We start from the raw sequence: 13,768 nt of genomic DNA, 5'->3' as shown, positions 1-13,768 counted from the left end.
GAGCGGGGAGGCTGGCGCCTAGTGCTCGTGGCCGGGAACGACGAGCTCCACGCTGTGCTCGCCGTGCGGGTGGGCGTACTGCCCGGCTTCGGTGGCGGCGAGAGCAGGGGTCGCGATGGCCGACACCAGAGCGGCGCTCGCCGCGAAGGCTCCGACGAAGCGCCATCCGCTGGAGGCCGGGACCGGGGCGACGGATGCTTGTGGCGCACCCGCGGCTGGCGTGGCCGGGCCGATGGAACCGGTTGATGCGGTTACGGTGGCGGCCGCATCCGTTCGTCGCAGCGATCGTGCGCAGATTCCTGCGACGGACAGCGTGAACAGTGTCGCCGCAAGAAGGGGGATCAGGGGAACGGATGCTGCCGGTTCGGCGGCTCCGACGGCCACGAGGGAGAAAGCGACGCCCACCCACAGCGCCGACGACGCCGACGACACGACGAGCGCCAGTCGGAGGAGAACAGGGTGCCCGGCGCGGAGCACGGCGATGCCCCATGCGACCTCGGCGATGCCGATCGCGGCGAGCAGCACCGCGAGTACCGCCGGGGCGCTCGCCGCGACGGCGAGGTGGATGAGACCCGCGCCCAAGGCCGCGAGCGGTGGCCAGGCCCGTGCCACCAGGGACGCCGACGGGAACGGCGACGTCTCTGATGGAACAGGAGCCGGGGTCGTCGCGGCCGACTCGGTCACTGCGGCCGGGGGGACCGGAGCCATCGAGGGGCGCGGGCGGCTCATCCGAGCGCTCATGGCAGTTACGCCACGGCCGCGTTCGTGCGAACGCCGCGCTCGGCTCCCAGACCGACGCCGAGCAGCAGGATCGCGCTGGCGAGGTGCAGGAAGTGGTCAGGCGTGTTGAGCGCCAGGATGTTCGCCGAGGTGCCGGCCAGGAAGAAGCCGACGATGCCGAGCAGCAGGTAGGCGGCGCCGATCACGGTGTTCACGCCCTTCGCGGCCTTCACGCTCGAGAGTCCGCCGATCAGCAGCACCGCGCCGATGAGGAGGTGGGCGATGTTGTGGAACGGGTTCACCTCGAAGATGCCGAGGAGGAGGCCGCCTCGGGTCGCCACGAAGTCGACTCCGTTGGTGACGAAGAAGCCGAGGACTCCCACGAGGAGGTAGACGGCGCCGAAGATGACTCCGACGATGCGGTTGGGTGAGGAATTCATGGCTTTCGCCTCCAGATTCTTGTCGGCGCGGCATCCGCCTCGCAGATCATGCGTGACTCCTGTCGCGCTCAGAGGGTTCGCCGCAGGAGCACCTATCGGATTGGGAGCCGTTCGTTATACGCCGTGCACAGGGCGTGATGGCCCGCGCGGTTAGGATCTAGTGAGCGGAACTCGAGGGGGATCGAAGTGACCGGCAGGACAAGAGCGCGTGGCTTCGCCAGTGCGGCGATCCTCGCGGTCGTCGCCCTTGTCGTGACCGCGTGTTCGAGCACCGGCGCCGCTCGCGCCGCCCTTCCAGAGCAGGTCGACACGCCGTTCGGCGCGAGCGTCGAGGAATCTCTCAGCGACGCTCTGAAGAACGCGATCGCACTCTCCGACGCGACGGGTGGAGTCGCCGGCGTGTGGGCACCGTGGAGCGGCCAATGGCTGGCCGCCAGCGGCAAGCTCGGCCTCAAGGACAAGTCTCCCGTCACCACCGACACCCACTTCCGCATCGGCGAACTGACGCAGGGCATGACCTGCACGGTTCTCATGAGACTCGTCGATGAGAAGGTCGTTAGCCTCGACGACTTCGTCTCGCACGTCCTTCCGTCGATCCCGGGCACCGCCGGGATCACCCTCGGCCAGCTCTGCCAGGGCACGTCGGGCATCGCCGACACCCGGGGAGCCCTCGGCGCCCAGTTCTCCAAGAATCCCGAGCGCCCCTGGCCGCCCATCGAGATCGTCTCCAACGCCCTCGCCCTGCCGCGCACCGGAGCTCCCGGTGAGAAGTGGGCGCCCTCCGACGGTGGCTACATGCTGCTCGGGCTCGCCCTCGAGGCGGCGACCGGGCGCAGCTGGAGCGACCTCGAGAAGCAGTACGTGCTCGATCCTCTCGGCCTCGACGAGACCACCATTCCCGGCGAGTCCACCATCGAGGTTCCCGGCGCTCACCCGGCCGGGTACGTCACCCCGGTCGTCGACGGTGCGCCGAAGTGCGACGCCATCCGTGCCGTCTCGAAGCTCTCGCCGTCCATGGCAGGCACCTCGGGCGGCGCTGTGTCGACGGTGCCGGAGCTCAAGGTCCTCGTTCAGTCGCTCGCGTCGGGGACGACGCTCACCGAGAAGACCCACAAGCTCCAGTGGAAGACCGTGCCGCTCGGAGGCGAAGCTCCGCAGTGGGAGCGCCAGGGCTACGGCGGCACCCAGATCGGTCCGTTGCGCGGCGGTTCCGGCAACTTCGGCGGCTACATCAGCGCCGCATACTCCGACCCCAGCAGTGGGCTCACGGTGGTCGTCATGCTGAACAACGCCACCGCGGGCCGCGAGTTCGCGAAGAACTTCGCGCTTCAGCTGGCTTCGCTCGGGGCCAGGACTGATGCCGCGGCCAAGTCGGGCCTCGACAAGCCGGTGATCGAGCTCCCGTGGTCGGCCGAACAGATGGCCGACAAGTTGAAAGCCGCGGCGATCTGCGTGCCCAAGGGCGACTAGCAGCCCGACGCGACTAGCGGCCAGCGGCCAGCGCAGCGTGCGTGGACGCCACCGGTCGCCGACGGACATTTCTGCGAGCATGGACTGATGACCGAATCGACGAAGGATGCCGCCCTCTCCGTTCTCCGTCGACTGGTCGGCAACGACGAGGCCCAGTTCCACGAGGGGCAGTTCGAGGCCATCGAGACTCTCGTCGACGACCGCCGACGCGCCCTCGTGGTGCAGCGCACGGGGTGGGGCAAATCGGCGGTCTACTTCGTGGCGACCCTGCTGCTGCGCCAGCGGGGTGCCGGCCCCACCATCCTGGTCTCGCCCCTGCTCGCGCTCATGCGCGACCAGATCGCGGCCGCGGCCCGTGCCGGCGTGCGCGCCGTCGCCATCAACTCCACGAATGCCCACGAGTGGGACGAGGTGCTCGCCCAGCTGGCCGCCGACGAGGTCGACGTGCTGCTGGTCTCACCCGAGCGGTTGAACAACCCGTCCTTCCGCGAGCAGCAGCTGCCAGCCCTCGTGCAGCGCGTCGGACTGCTCGTCGTCGACGAGGCGCACTGCATCAGCGACTGGGGGCACGACTTCCGGCCGGACTACAGGCGGTTGCGCGACCTCATCGCCCGCATGCCGGCGTCCGTGCCGGTGCTGGCCACCACGGCGACGGCCAACAGCCGGGTCGTCGCCGACGTGGCCGAGCAGCTCGGCGCCGGTGCCGACGGCACTGCCGTCGACGTCGTGACCATCCGCGGCCCGCTGGCCAGGGCATCGCTCCGCCTGGGGGTGCTGCGGCTTCCCGACGCCCAGGCGCGCCTGGCCTGGCTGCTCAGCCATCTCGGTGAGCTCCCGGCATCTGGCATCATCTACACGCTCACGGTTGCAGCAGCCGAGGACACCGCGAGGCTGCTGCGCCAGGCGGGCCACAACGTGCGCGCCTACACCGGGCAGACCGACCCGGGCGAGCGCGAGGAGTCCGAGGGCATGCTGAAGCGCAACGAGGTGAAGGCGCTCATCGCGACGAGCGCACTCGGCATGGGCTTCGACAAGCCCGATCTGGGGTTCGTGCTGCACCTCGGCGCGCCGTCGTCGCCCGTCGCCTACTACCAGCAGGTCGGCCGCGCCGGCCGCGCCACCGACAACGCCGACGTCCTGTTGCTGCCCGGCCGGGAGGATCCGGACATTTGGCACTACTTCGCCACCGCCTCGATGCCCAACCAGATCCGGGCCGAACGGGTGATCGCCGAGCTGGCTGCCTCATCGACGCCGACGTCGACCCCCGCGCTCGAGGCGCTGGTCGACATCCGTCGTACCCCGCTCGAGTTGCTCCTCAAGGTGCTCGACGTCGATGGGGCCGTCAAGCGGGTGCAGGGCGGCTGGATCGCCACCGGGCAGCCGTGGACCTACGACGCCGAGCGCTACGCCCGCATCGCAGCGGAGCGCACGGCCGAACAGCAGCACATGCTGGAGTACGAGACGACGACCGGCTGCCGCATGGAGTTCCTGCAGCGGGCCCTCGACGACGAGACGGCGGCGCCGTGCGGTCGCTGCGACAACTGCGCGGGCATCTGGTACCCGAAGGACCTCGCCGAGGGAGCAGCGGCCACGGCGTCGTCGGCTCTCGACCGCGTCGGGGTTCCCATCGACCCCCGTGCGCAGTGGCCGACCGGAGCCGACAAGCTCGGCGTTCCGGTCAAAGGACGCATCGCCGTCGACGAGCGGATGCTCGAGGGCCGCGCTCTCGCCCGCCTCACCGACCTGGGGTGGGGCGGCACCCTGCGTGCCGTCTTCGCGGCACGAGCACCGGATGCCGCAGTCTCGCCAGCCGTTCTCGACGCCTGCGTGCGGGTGCTCGCTGAGTGGGGCTGGGTCACGCGTCCCGTCGGAGTGGTGGCGGTGCCGTCGCGGCGGCATCCGCTGCTCGTGGACTCGCTCGCCCGGGGCCTCGCAAGCGTCGGCCGCCTGCCCTACCTGGGCGAGCTCGGCACGCGCAACGGCGGCCCGACCGGTGAACCCGGCGGAAACAGCGTGTACCGCCTCGGCGGGCTCTGGGACCGCTTCGACACCTCGACGCTCGACCTGGCCACGGCGGCGTCCGGGCCGGTGCTGCTCGTCGACGACCTGGTCGACAGTCGCTGGACCCTCACCGTTGCCGCCCGCGAGCTGCGCCGGGCCGGCGTTCCGGACGTGCTCCCGTTCGCGCTCGCTCTGCGCGGGTGACGCTCGCTTCTCAGCTCGGCGACGCGTACGAGTCAGCGGAGTCCGGCGTGCCTGCGGCAGGGGAACGGGCGGATTCGGGCTGTTCTCGTGGTGAAATCCGCTGACTCGTCCGGGCTTAGGCGCTCGGAGGCCACCCCCACAACGAGCATGACCGCCGTGGCGACGGGCGCTCGGCCCGTCGTCACTTGATAGCGTCTCGGGGGCGATCCGCCCGCACGACGACCACCAGCTTGCCGAGGCTCTGCAGATGAAACCCCGTTCCACGCGCCCACGCGCGACCCGAGCCCGCCTCGCTGGCGTGGCATCGGTCATCGCCGCGTGCGTGATCGCCATCGTCAGTGTCGGGCTCGCCGGCGATCCCGGACTGGGAGGCCCAGCGGGCGCGGGATCGAGCGCGACGGATGCTGCCCCGTCATCGTCGCGCTCTCCCTCCGCGGGCTCGTCCCCGAGATCGTCCGCGGTGGCGACCCCGACGCCTTCGCGGGCGGCCTCACCGACACCGAACGCGACGCCCACGTCCACATCCACACCGACTCCCTCCCCTGTCGGCACCGCGCTCGCCGTGCTCGAGGCCCTGCCGATCAAGGGGCGAGCCCCCAAGACCGGATACGACCGGGAGGGCGACTTCGGACACGCCTGGAAGGACATCGACCGCAACGGCTGCGACACCCGGAACGACGTGCTGGCCCGGGATCTCATCGCGATCGCGAAGGCGGGGCCGTGCAAGGTCATGACCGGGACGCTCGTCTCCCCGTACACCGGCGCGACCATCGAGTTCGTGCGAGGACAGGACACGAGCGCCCTCGTGCAGATCGACCATCTCGTGGCGCTGTCGAACGCCTGGCAGACGGGTGCCCAGCAGCTGACGCAGGTGCAGCGCGAGGCCCTGGCCAACGACCCACTCAACCTGCTGGCCGTCGACGGGCGCTCGAACATGCAGAAGGGCGACGGTGACGCCGCCACCTGGCTTCCGGCGCAGAAGTCGGTGCGCTGCAGCTACGTCGCGCGGCAGGTCTCGGTCAAGTCGGCCTACGGACTCTGGGTCACGCAGGCGGAGCACGACGCGATCGAGCGCATCCTCACGACGTGTCCGGAGCAGCGCGCGTATGCGGCGGAGGCGCCCGCTCGCTGAGGCCCGGGCGGAGCCCGCGGTTGAAGCCTGCGCGCCGTTCGATGCGCTTCGGGCGGTCGCTGCGCTCGGCCCTCAGCGAGCGGGGGGCGGGGGCGGGGGCGTGTGAGGGTGGTCTCGATACGCGTCCGACTTCGTCGGGCGCTACTCGACCAGCGGGTGGGGGTCGGGCGCTACTCGACCAGCGGGTGGGGGTCGGGCGCTACTCGACCAGCGGGTGGGGGTCGGGCCCTACTCGACCAGCGGGGCCAGCGGAGCGGACACGGGCGGGGTCAGTGCCGCCAGCTCGTACTGCCTCACCCGCAGCTGCCGGGTGGCCGAGCAGGTCGAGAGCAGGGGGTCGGACGATGACTCCGTGAGCTCGACTGTCACGGGGCCGGCATCAGTTCCGAGGGACACCGTCCACCCCGCCCGTCCGTCGTGCCCGGTCGTCGCCTGCTCGTCGAGCGGCGGGTACGCCTCGATGCCCTCGTCCCCGAGCGCCAGTCGTGCGTAGTGCTGCGCCGCCTGCACGGGATGCGACAGCGAGCTTCGTCCGCGATAGTGCTCCTCGACGACGCGCCCGTCGAGGTAGGCGTCGGCGATGCGCACGGCGTCTCCATCGTCGGCGTTGCCGTAGTACAGCCCGTGCGGCAGCATCACGAGCGTGCCGGCGAACCGGTCACCGCCCAGGTGCGAGCACTCCCAGGTCTCCTCGGGGAAGGCTTGTGCGAGCGTCGTGACGACCTGTCGTCCGCGCACGGCGCAGCACTGGTCGTGGCGCGCGTGGGCGCAGACGGCGAAGATCGGCCGGTCGGATGCCTCACCCGTCGAGCCGTCGAGCGGAACGTCGAGCAAGTGCTCCGGTCGGTCGACCGATCCCCAGCGCACGGACTCCTGCCCGGGCCGGGAGTCGACGCTCGCCCACGACCACGAGGTCTGCTCGGGGCGGCGTCCGGTGCGACGGATGGCGAGAGGGCGCATGCCGGCGCCCTCGATGCGCTGGATGAGCGCTCGCCCCAGCGTGGTGTCGAACGGCGGGTCAAGAAACGCCCGCGATCCCCACGGTCCGGAGACCTCGATGAGGAACCACTGCATGCCGCGCGAACCGGTACCGGCGAGTGGGTCCCCTCGCTCGCGCGCACGGTCGCTGCACGGCTGCCACCCGCTGTCGCCGAACGGTCCGTCCGTGCTCACGAGGCCGCCGGCCGGGTCGTCACTCGAGCGCCACGAGGAAGCCCTCGCGCAGCAGGCGCCGCGCCACGACCAGGGCATCCGACTCGTCGAGGCCGGGAATGTCGGCGACGGCTGTCGCGACGCCCGTGATCAGATGCCGGAGACCCGCTGCCGCCTCACCGGGAAGCGTGAGGGTGGTGAGCCGCGAGACTAGCCTCACCTTGTCTCCGACCTGCTCGACGCGGGCGCCCAGCGATCCGCGCCAGCGCACCCGGGTGGTTGCGGTGAGGTGCGCGATCGCGTCGACGGTGGCGAGGGGAGCGATCGGCTCGGGGCGGGTCGCCGCCATCAGCCGCGACGACAATCGGCGGGCGACGGTGGAGGCCGTGGTCGTTGCTGCTGCGTCGTCGGCCCGCGCCGACTCGAGCACGGCGACGAGCTGCTCCGCCGTCTGCTCGACGATGGCGCGCACGGCTGCGGCATCCGTCAGGTCGATGCCCAGCGGAAGAGAGGAGCGCAGGGCCTGTGAATCGGCGGCAGCCGCGACGAGCGTCTGCACGACGTCGGCGCGTGTGTAGGCGGCCATGCCGATGGTCAGGTGCACCGACGTGTCTCCGAGGGCCTCGGCGGAGTGGATCCAGCCGCGCGGCAGGTAGAGGGCGTCGCCAGGACGCAGCACGGCGTCGATGACGGGTGCGTGGGTCGCCGCCTCGGACACGGCGGCGCTGTGGTCGCTCCACGGCTGATCCCGCAGGGGGTCGACGTGCACGGGGGCATGGATGCGCCAGTGCTTCTCACCGCTGATCTGCAGCACGAACACGTCGTGCACGTCGTAGTGCGGGTCGAAGCCGCGCGACGACGCCGGAGTCACGTACGCGTTCACCTGAGCCGGATGAGAGATGTCATCGATGAGTCGCCTGGTGAAGTCGATGAGTGGGGGCCAGAGCCGATGCAGGCCCTGCAGCACGATGGTGGCGCCGGCGGCGAACTCGGCCAGAACCTTGTCGGAGCTGACCTGGTCACCCACCTCGGCGCCGAAACCGCCGGGCGCTGTGTACGACTCGGGCTTCAACACCAAACCCTCGTGCGCCATGCGGATGAAGGGGGTGCGGAGGCCGCGCTCGGTCACGAGTTCGTCGACGGCATCCGTTGAGAACAGGTCGTCGAAGGCCCCGCTCAGGGTTGCGGCCTCGGAGAGCAGTGGTCGCCGGCCCCAGTACTCCCGGGCGAACTCGTCGGCCGGAACTCGGATGCAGCGCGAAAGCGCGGGCCGGTCGCCCGGCCCGCGTTCCGTGTCGTTCATCTCAGGCAGAGCCGTCGGCGCCGCCGTCGTGGCCGTCGGGGTTCGCGCCCCCGTCGGCTGTGCCCTCGCCGGCAGAGCCGTCTGCTCCGCCGTCGTGGCCACCGGGGTTCGCGCCGCCGTCAGCCGGGCCCTCGCCGCCCGAGGCCGAGCCGTCTGCTCCGCCGTCGTGGCCGCCCGGGTTGGCTCCGCCGTCCGCGACGCCTTCGCCGCCGCCAGCGGCCTCGTTCGTGATGTCCTCGTCGTTGATCGCCATAGTCATCCTTCCCACCATGCGGCGTGGTCGCCGCGACTCTTCACAGTACGCCCGCCGCACCCAGGATTTCACCCCCTTGCGTCACGGGCGAGAACGAGTGCCCTTCAGTCCGATGCCTCCATCGACGACGTGCCGTCCGGATGCCAGGTGAAGGCGAAATCGCTCACGTTCGGCTGCCCGGGAAGGTCGCGATAGGGGGTCATGCTCTGCCATCTCAGCTGCAGGCCGCTCGCATCGATGTCGGCCTCCGGGCTGCACGTGGCCGCGAAGTCCTGCGTCTGGATGACGACGATCAGGCAGATCTCGTCGTCGACGTTGCGGGCGAGGTAGAGGGTGTCGAGGCCGGCTTCGAGCAGCTGGCGGAAGGATCCGGCGACGAATCTGTCGCCGAGTGGGATGTCGGGGACGTCGGCCTGGCCCTGCGGTCTGGCGAAGGCGACGGCTGCTGCCGACGGCTCCGGAGTCGCCGTCGCGCCGAGCGCTCCGGAGACGGCATCGCTGATCGGGCGCGATGACGTGACGCCGATGGCCACACCGACGATGAGGGCGACGACGGCGCACGCCGCGGCGAACAGGATGCCGCTGCGGCGACGAGCACGAGGGGTGGATGGTGCCGGTGAGGAGACTGCGGTCGCGGGCAGGGCTGCGCTGGCGCCACCGTCCGTCGACGCGGACGACGACGTCACGCCGACCGCGGGCAGCCCCGACTGCCCCAGCTCCGCGGCCCGCTCCGCCTCGAGAGCTCGCAGTTCCTCGATCACGGCGTCGCGGGAGGCATCCGTCACGGCATCGGCCGAGTACAGGCGACGCTGCAGCTGCCGGATGCGCTCGTCGCGCTCAGCGGGCGGCATGGGTCACCCGCTGTAGGCGGCGGCGCAGGTCTGCGTGGTCGCCGTGACACCCGTGAGGCCTTCGATGACCTGCGACGGCGCGGCGCCGGGAGCCTCCGGAACGCCGGCGGCTATGACCTCGGGGTCCTCGGTGGCCGGCGGCGTCGGCGTGGCGGGGTCCGGCGGCGTCGCGCTCGGATCGAGGATCGCGCCCCGGCCGAGCGAGTTCTCACCCAGGGCGATCGGCTGGTCGGCGGAGATGGCGGCGAACAGCTGGTCGGCGACCTCGGTGTCGGGGACCACCTTGCCCGGGAAGTTCGCGTCGTCGGTTCCACCGGGGTACTGCACGAACACCAACCGGTCGAGATCGACGTCCTTGAGGGCGTACGCCATGGCCACGATGGAGTCGAGGCTGGAGAGGTTGCTCGAGAGCTTCACGTTGGCGGTCGCCGCCCGAGCGAGACTGTAGAGCGTGCCGAGGTTGCCCAGCGTGTCCGCGCTCTTCATGGTGCGCATGAGAGAGGACATGTAGGTCTGCTGCGATGAGATGCGGCTCAGGTCGCTGCCGTCCCCCACGCCGTGGCGACTGCGCAGGAAGCCGAGTGCCGTGGCTCCCGAGATGGTCGAGGTCCCGGCCGGGAGGACGAGGGCTGCATCCGGGTCGTCGATGGCCTCCTCGACGCAGACGGGAACGCCTCCGACCGCATCCGTCATCGCGATCACGCCATTGAAGGAGATCGTTCCGGCGTAGGGGATGGGCTGGCCGGTGAGCCCGGACACCGTCGCGACCACGCAGCCGAGGCCGCCGCGCGACCAGGCCTCGTTCAGCGGCGCCGCCGACATGGCGTAGAACTCCTCGCCCGTCTCGGGATCGACGCAGTCGGGATGCTCCACGATGAGGTCGCGCGGAAGGCTGACGACGACACCGGAGGTGTGATCGGCTGAGACGTGCAGCAGGATGTTCACGTCGTTGAGGGTGGTCTCGCGAACGCCGTACGCATCGCCCTGGGCCGCGTCGTTGTCGGTGCCGACCAGGAGGAAGTTGAAGCCGCCCTCGATGGCGCCGATACGGGGCACAGGCAGGGGAGTGGCCGGCTCGGTGCCGTTGGAGATGTCGATGCTGTTCGCGGCCACCTGGCGGCCGATCTGGTCGAGCTCGAAGGCGCCGATGCCTCCGGCGGCGATCACCGCCACGGCCGCTGCCATGCCCACGGCCTTCAGCAGGGACAGGCCTGCGTGCGACCGGCGCAGCCGCCCGTGGCGCGGAGGGTGATACGGCAATTGCCGCGGTGCGCGCGGTTCGGGATCATCCGTGCCGGTCATCGGCTCGTCCCTCCCTCACTCGTCGCTGAGTTCATGCTGCCATGAGTATGTTTCGAAAGCCGTCACTCCGGCTTCGGCACTACCCCCAGAGATGGTTCGTCCGATGCCGACACTGTGAGCACGACGCGGGCCAGGTGCGGATCGCGTTCGAGATCCTTCTCGATTCGGCGCAGCTCCAGCGCGAGCGCGTCCTCCCGCACATTGCCGGCGAGATCGACGGCCGCGATGAGGAACAGCTGTGCTGGACCGATGAACTCCACGTGCAGGCTGGTCACCCGATCGATGTCGGGCCGGTGGAGGAGCCTGGCGAGAACCTCCTGCTCGTCCTCAGCCCCGATCGCCTCTCCGAGGAGGAATGCCCGATTGCGGCTGATGAGCACGATGGCGACGACGCCGAGGAGCAGGCCGACGCCGATGGACCCGATGGCGTCGAAGGTCGACGAGCCCGTGAGCTGGTGCAACAGGATGCCGAGGAAGGCGATGACGAGCCCGATCAGGGCGGCGGCATCCTCGGCGAACACCGCTCGCAGGGTCGGATTCGAACTGGCTATGACGTGCTGCAGGGTGCCGCGGTGCACCTCGCGTGCGCTCTGGCGGGCCTCGCGCAGCGCTCGCACGAAGGAGATGCCCTCGAGCACGAACGAGACGCCGAGCACGATGTAGGCGATGGAGTAGTCGGTGGCCGGCTCGGGGTCGAGCAGCCCCTGGATGCCGTGCTGGATCGACACGACGGCGCCGGCCGTGAACAGCCCGAACGCCGCGAACATCGACCAGATGTAGGCGTCCTTGCCGTAGCCCAGCGGATGCCGCACATCGGGCGCGCGCTGCGACCGCCTCTCGGCGATCAGCAGGAGCACCTCATTGCCGGCATCCGCCCACGAGTGCGCGGCCTCCGCGAGCATCGAGGCCGACCCGGTGATGGCAGCGGCGACGCTCTTGGCGATCGCGATGAGCACGTTCGCCGCGAAGGCCACGAGCACGGTGACCAGCGTGTCCCCGGTTCTGGGTGGAGGGGCGGCGACATCGTCGGCGGCGATGGTGGCGCCCGTCGTCGGGGCCACGTCGATCCTGATGTCGGGGTGCTGCTTCTGATCGCGCGGGGCGACGCCGGACTGCTCGACACCCATGACGATCTCCTTCCGCGTGCTTTTCTCGACCCGTCGAGTCTGACACCGACGCATCCGCCGGTCGAGGGCACGCCGGTGGCCCCGCCTAGGATCGAGAAGTGACGGACGAGCGGACTGCGGCGAACGCCGGCGCAGCACCCGACTCGCGCCGCGCGACGGTCGGTGCGCTCACCCAGGTGGGCACCGAGGTGAGCATCAATCTCGGATCGTCACTGGCCGGCGTCGTCATCCCCGTGGTCGGATCGTTCGTCGTGGTGGCCGTGCGGCAGGTGGTCATGGCGATCGTGGTGCTGCCCCTCTATCGTCCGAAGCGGGCGGAACTCACCTGGGTGCGGCTCTGGCCCGCCCCGGCGCTGGGTGTGGTGCTGGCCGTCATGAACCTGGCGTTCTACGAGTCCGTGCACCTGCTCGGACTCGGCGTCGCTGCGACCATCGAGTTCCTCGGGCCGCTCCTGCTCGCCCTGACGACATCGCGGCGGCTTCTCGACGTGATCTGCGTTCTCGCGGCAGGCGTCGGCGTGGTTCTGCTCACCGGTCTCGACGGGACCATCAACGCCTGGGGCGTCGTGCTGGCGCTCACCGCGGCGGCCAGCTGGGCCGCGTACATCCTGTTGACCCGTCGCGTCGCTCTCCGGTTGCCCGGCCTCGAGGGCCTCACCGTCGCGAGCATCGTGAGCCTGGTGCTGCTGCTTCCCCCGGCGCTGCTCACACTCGACATCTCGGTGATCGACTGGCGGGTACTCGGGCTGCTGATCGCCATCGGCGTGCTGTCATCGGCGCTGCCCTACAGCCTCGACACCTTCATCCTCCGTCGCATCCCGGCTCGCGTGTACGCCATCATCACGTCGTTCGGTCCGGTGATCGCGGCGATCTTCGGTTGGCTCATCCTGTCGGAGCAGTTCACCCTGGTGCAGGTGTTCGCCATCGCCCTGGTGTGCGGTGCGGCGGGTACAGCACTCGCGACGCAGCGCGATTCCCCGAGTTCCGACCTGGAGATGACCGCCGAGGGGCAGCACTAGCGTCGGTGACCGGCGCTTGAGGCGGCCGCTGCGCTCGGCCGTCGCCGAGCGGAGCTCAGAGGTTCGTCAGCCCGGCTCCGAAGATGGTGACGCCGACCATGAGCAGCACGATGAACGTGATCACGCCGCTCTTCTCGAGGATGTAGTCGCGCATGCGCACCAGCCTGTCCGCCATCGCCTCCTGGCGCGCGAGCGTCATGATGACGGGCACGCTCACCGTCACGGAACTCAGCACCGTGTACAGGATGAGGCAGGCCAACCATTCGCCCGGACTGAGGTTCGCGGTTCCGATCGCGAGCCCGGCGGCCGTGGCGAGCAGGAGCGCCTTCGGGCGCACATTGAGCAGCAGGGCGAACCCGACGGCAGGCCAGACCCCGAACGTCGCCACCCTGTCGAGCATGGCGTTCGACGTCTTGGGCTCGCGACCGCGAGTGCGTAGGAACTCGATGATCGCGAGAGCGATGAGGAGCAGCCCGAGCACGACCTCGACGACGCCGAGGCTCGTTCCGCGACGCACGTGGCGGGGCAGCGAGGCCAGCCCGAAGCTGAGCACGGCGGCCACGCCGAACATCCCGACCACGTACACCAGCAGGTACGGCAGCGCCGTGCTGTCACGCTTCGGCGACAGCAGCAGGATGACCGTCGTCAGGAAGGGAACGGAGCTCAGCGCCATCGCGAGGGAGATCGGGAGGAGTGCGCCGATGGCCTGCAGCATCCGTGGTCCTCATTCCGGGGCCGAATATGTTCGTGAGTCATGCTCAGGCGAGCACAGTGGTCACGCTATCGTGGCCACG

13 protein-coding genes are annotated in these 13,768 nt (G+C 70.3%); 4 read left to right on the top strand and 9 right to left on the bottom strand.

What is annotated here, in order from left to right; genetic code table 11:
• Positions 1-18: 18 nt before the first annotated feature.
• Together ASC59_RS12800 and ASC59_RS12795 are read right to left on the bottom strand one after the other, a co-directional pair.
• Positions 19-729 carry a hypothetical protein gene (locus tag ASC59_RS12800; protein WP_055823776.1) on the bottom strand — a complete coding sequence of 237 codons (711 nt, stop codon included), beginning with the start codon at positions 727-729 and terminating at the stop codon, positions 19-21.
• 17 nt (positions 730-746) lie between these two features.
• A complete protein-coding gene (locus ASC59_RS12795) occupies positions 747-1,160 on the bottom strand; it encodes a DUF4383 domain-containing protein (protein WP_055823772.1) in 414 nt (137 codons plus the stop codon).
• A 186-nt stretch (positions 1,161-1,346) separates the two neighbouring features.
• Between ASC59_RS12795 and ASC59_RS12790 the strand changes: the two genes are divergently transcribed.
• The 3 genes from ASC59_RS12790 (at position 1,347) to ASC59_RS12780 (ending at position 5,967) form a co-directional block, all read left to right on the top strand.
• Positions 1,347-2,630, top strand: coding sequence for a serine hydrolase domain-containing protein (locus ASC59_RS12790; protein ID WP_055823769.1), 1,284 nt, complete (start codon positions 1,347-1,349; stop codon positions 2,628-2,630).
• An 87-nt stretch (positions 2,631-2,717) separates the two neighbouring features.
• A complete protein-coding gene (locus tag ASC59_RS12785) occupies positions 2,718-4,835 on the top strand; it encodes a RecQ family ATP-dependent DNA helicase (RefSeq protein ID WP_055823766.1) in 2,118 nt (705 codons plus the stop codon).
• A gap of 298 nt (positions 4,836-5,133) precedes the next feature.
• Entirely contained in the window at positions 5,134-5,967 is an 834-nt protein-coding gene (locus ASC59_RS12780; protein ID WP_235492724.1) for an HNH endonuclease family protein, read from the top strand.
• A 228-nt stretch (positions 5,968-6,195) separates the two neighbouring features.
• Here ASC59_RS12780 and ASC59_RS12775 read toward each other — a convergent pair whose 3' ends face one another.
• The 6 genes from ASC59_RS12775 to ASC59_RS12750 form a co-directional block, all read right to left on the bottom strand.
• Positions 6,196-7,140 carry a sucrase ferredoxin gene (locus tag ASC59_RS12775; RefSeq protein WP_055825460.1) on the bottom strand — a complete coding sequence of 315 codons (945 nt, stop codon included), beginning with the start codon at positions 7,138-7,140 and terminating at the stop codon, positions 6,196-6,198.
• A gap of 19 nt (positions 7,141-7,159) precedes the next feature.
• Entirely contained in the window at positions 7,160-8,422 is a 1,263-nt protein-coding gene (locus ASC59_RS12770; RefSeq protein WP_055823761.1) for a cupin domain-containing protein, read from the bottom strand.
• A 1-nt stretch (position 8,423) separates the two neighbouring features.
• Positions 8,424-8,675: a hypothetical protein gene (locus ASC59_RS17725; protein WP_055823758.1), complete on the bottom strand. Its 252-nt coding sequence runs from the start codon at positions 8,673-8,675 to the stop codon at positions 8,424-8,426.
• Between the two features lie 104 nt (positions 8,676-8,779).
• Positions 8,780-9,526: a hypothetical protein gene (locus ASC59_RS12760; protein WP_055823754.1), complete on the bottom strand. Its 747-nt coding sequence runs from the start codon at positions 9,524-9,526 to the stop codon at positions 8,780-8,782.
• A gap of 3 nt (positions 9,527-9,529) precedes the next feature.
• Positions 9,530-10,828 carry an LCP family protein gene (locus tag ASC59_RS12755; RefSeq protein WP_055823752.1) on the bottom strand — a complete coding sequence of 433 codons (1,299 nt, stop codon included), beginning with the start codon at positions 10,826-10,828 and terminating at the stop codon, positions 9,530-9,532.
• Positions 10,829-10,890: 62 nt separating this feature from the next.
• Positions 10,891-11,955 carry a cation diffusion facilitator family transporter gene (locus tag ASC59_RS12750; protein WP_082513666.1) on the bottom strand — a complete coding sequence of 355 codons (1,065 nt, stop codon included), beginning with the start codon at positions 11,953-11,955 and terminating at the stop codon, positions 10,891-10,893.
• A gap of 98 nt (positions 11,956-12,053) precedes the next feature.
• Between ASC59_RS12750 and ASC59_RS12745 the strand changes: the two genes are divergently transcribed.
• Entirely contained in the window at positions 12,054-12,974 is a 921-nt protein-coding gene (locus ASC59_RS12745; protein ID WP_055823748.1) for an EamA family transporter, read from the top strand.
• Between the two features lie 55 nt (positions 12,975-13,029).
• Here the strand turns inward: ASC59_RS12745 and ASC59_RS12740 are convergent, their stop codons facing one another.
• The gene (locus tag ASC59_RS12740) at positions 13,030-13,689 is read right to left on the bottom strand and encodes a GAP family protein (RefSeq protein ID WP_055823745.1); all 660 of its coding nucleotides are present in this window, start codon (positions 13,687-13,689) and stop codon (positions 13,030-13,032) included.
• Positions 13,690-13,768: the final 79 nt, after the last annotated feature.

The sequence above is a fragment of the Leifsonia sp. Root1293 genome, assembly GCF_001425325.1.
Taxonomy (GTDB): Bacteria; Actinomycetota; Actinomycetes; order Actinomycetales; family Microbacteriaceae; genus Orlajensenia.
Note: the sequence above shows the minus strand (reverse complement) of the source record. Positions and strands in the feature narration are given on the sequence as shown.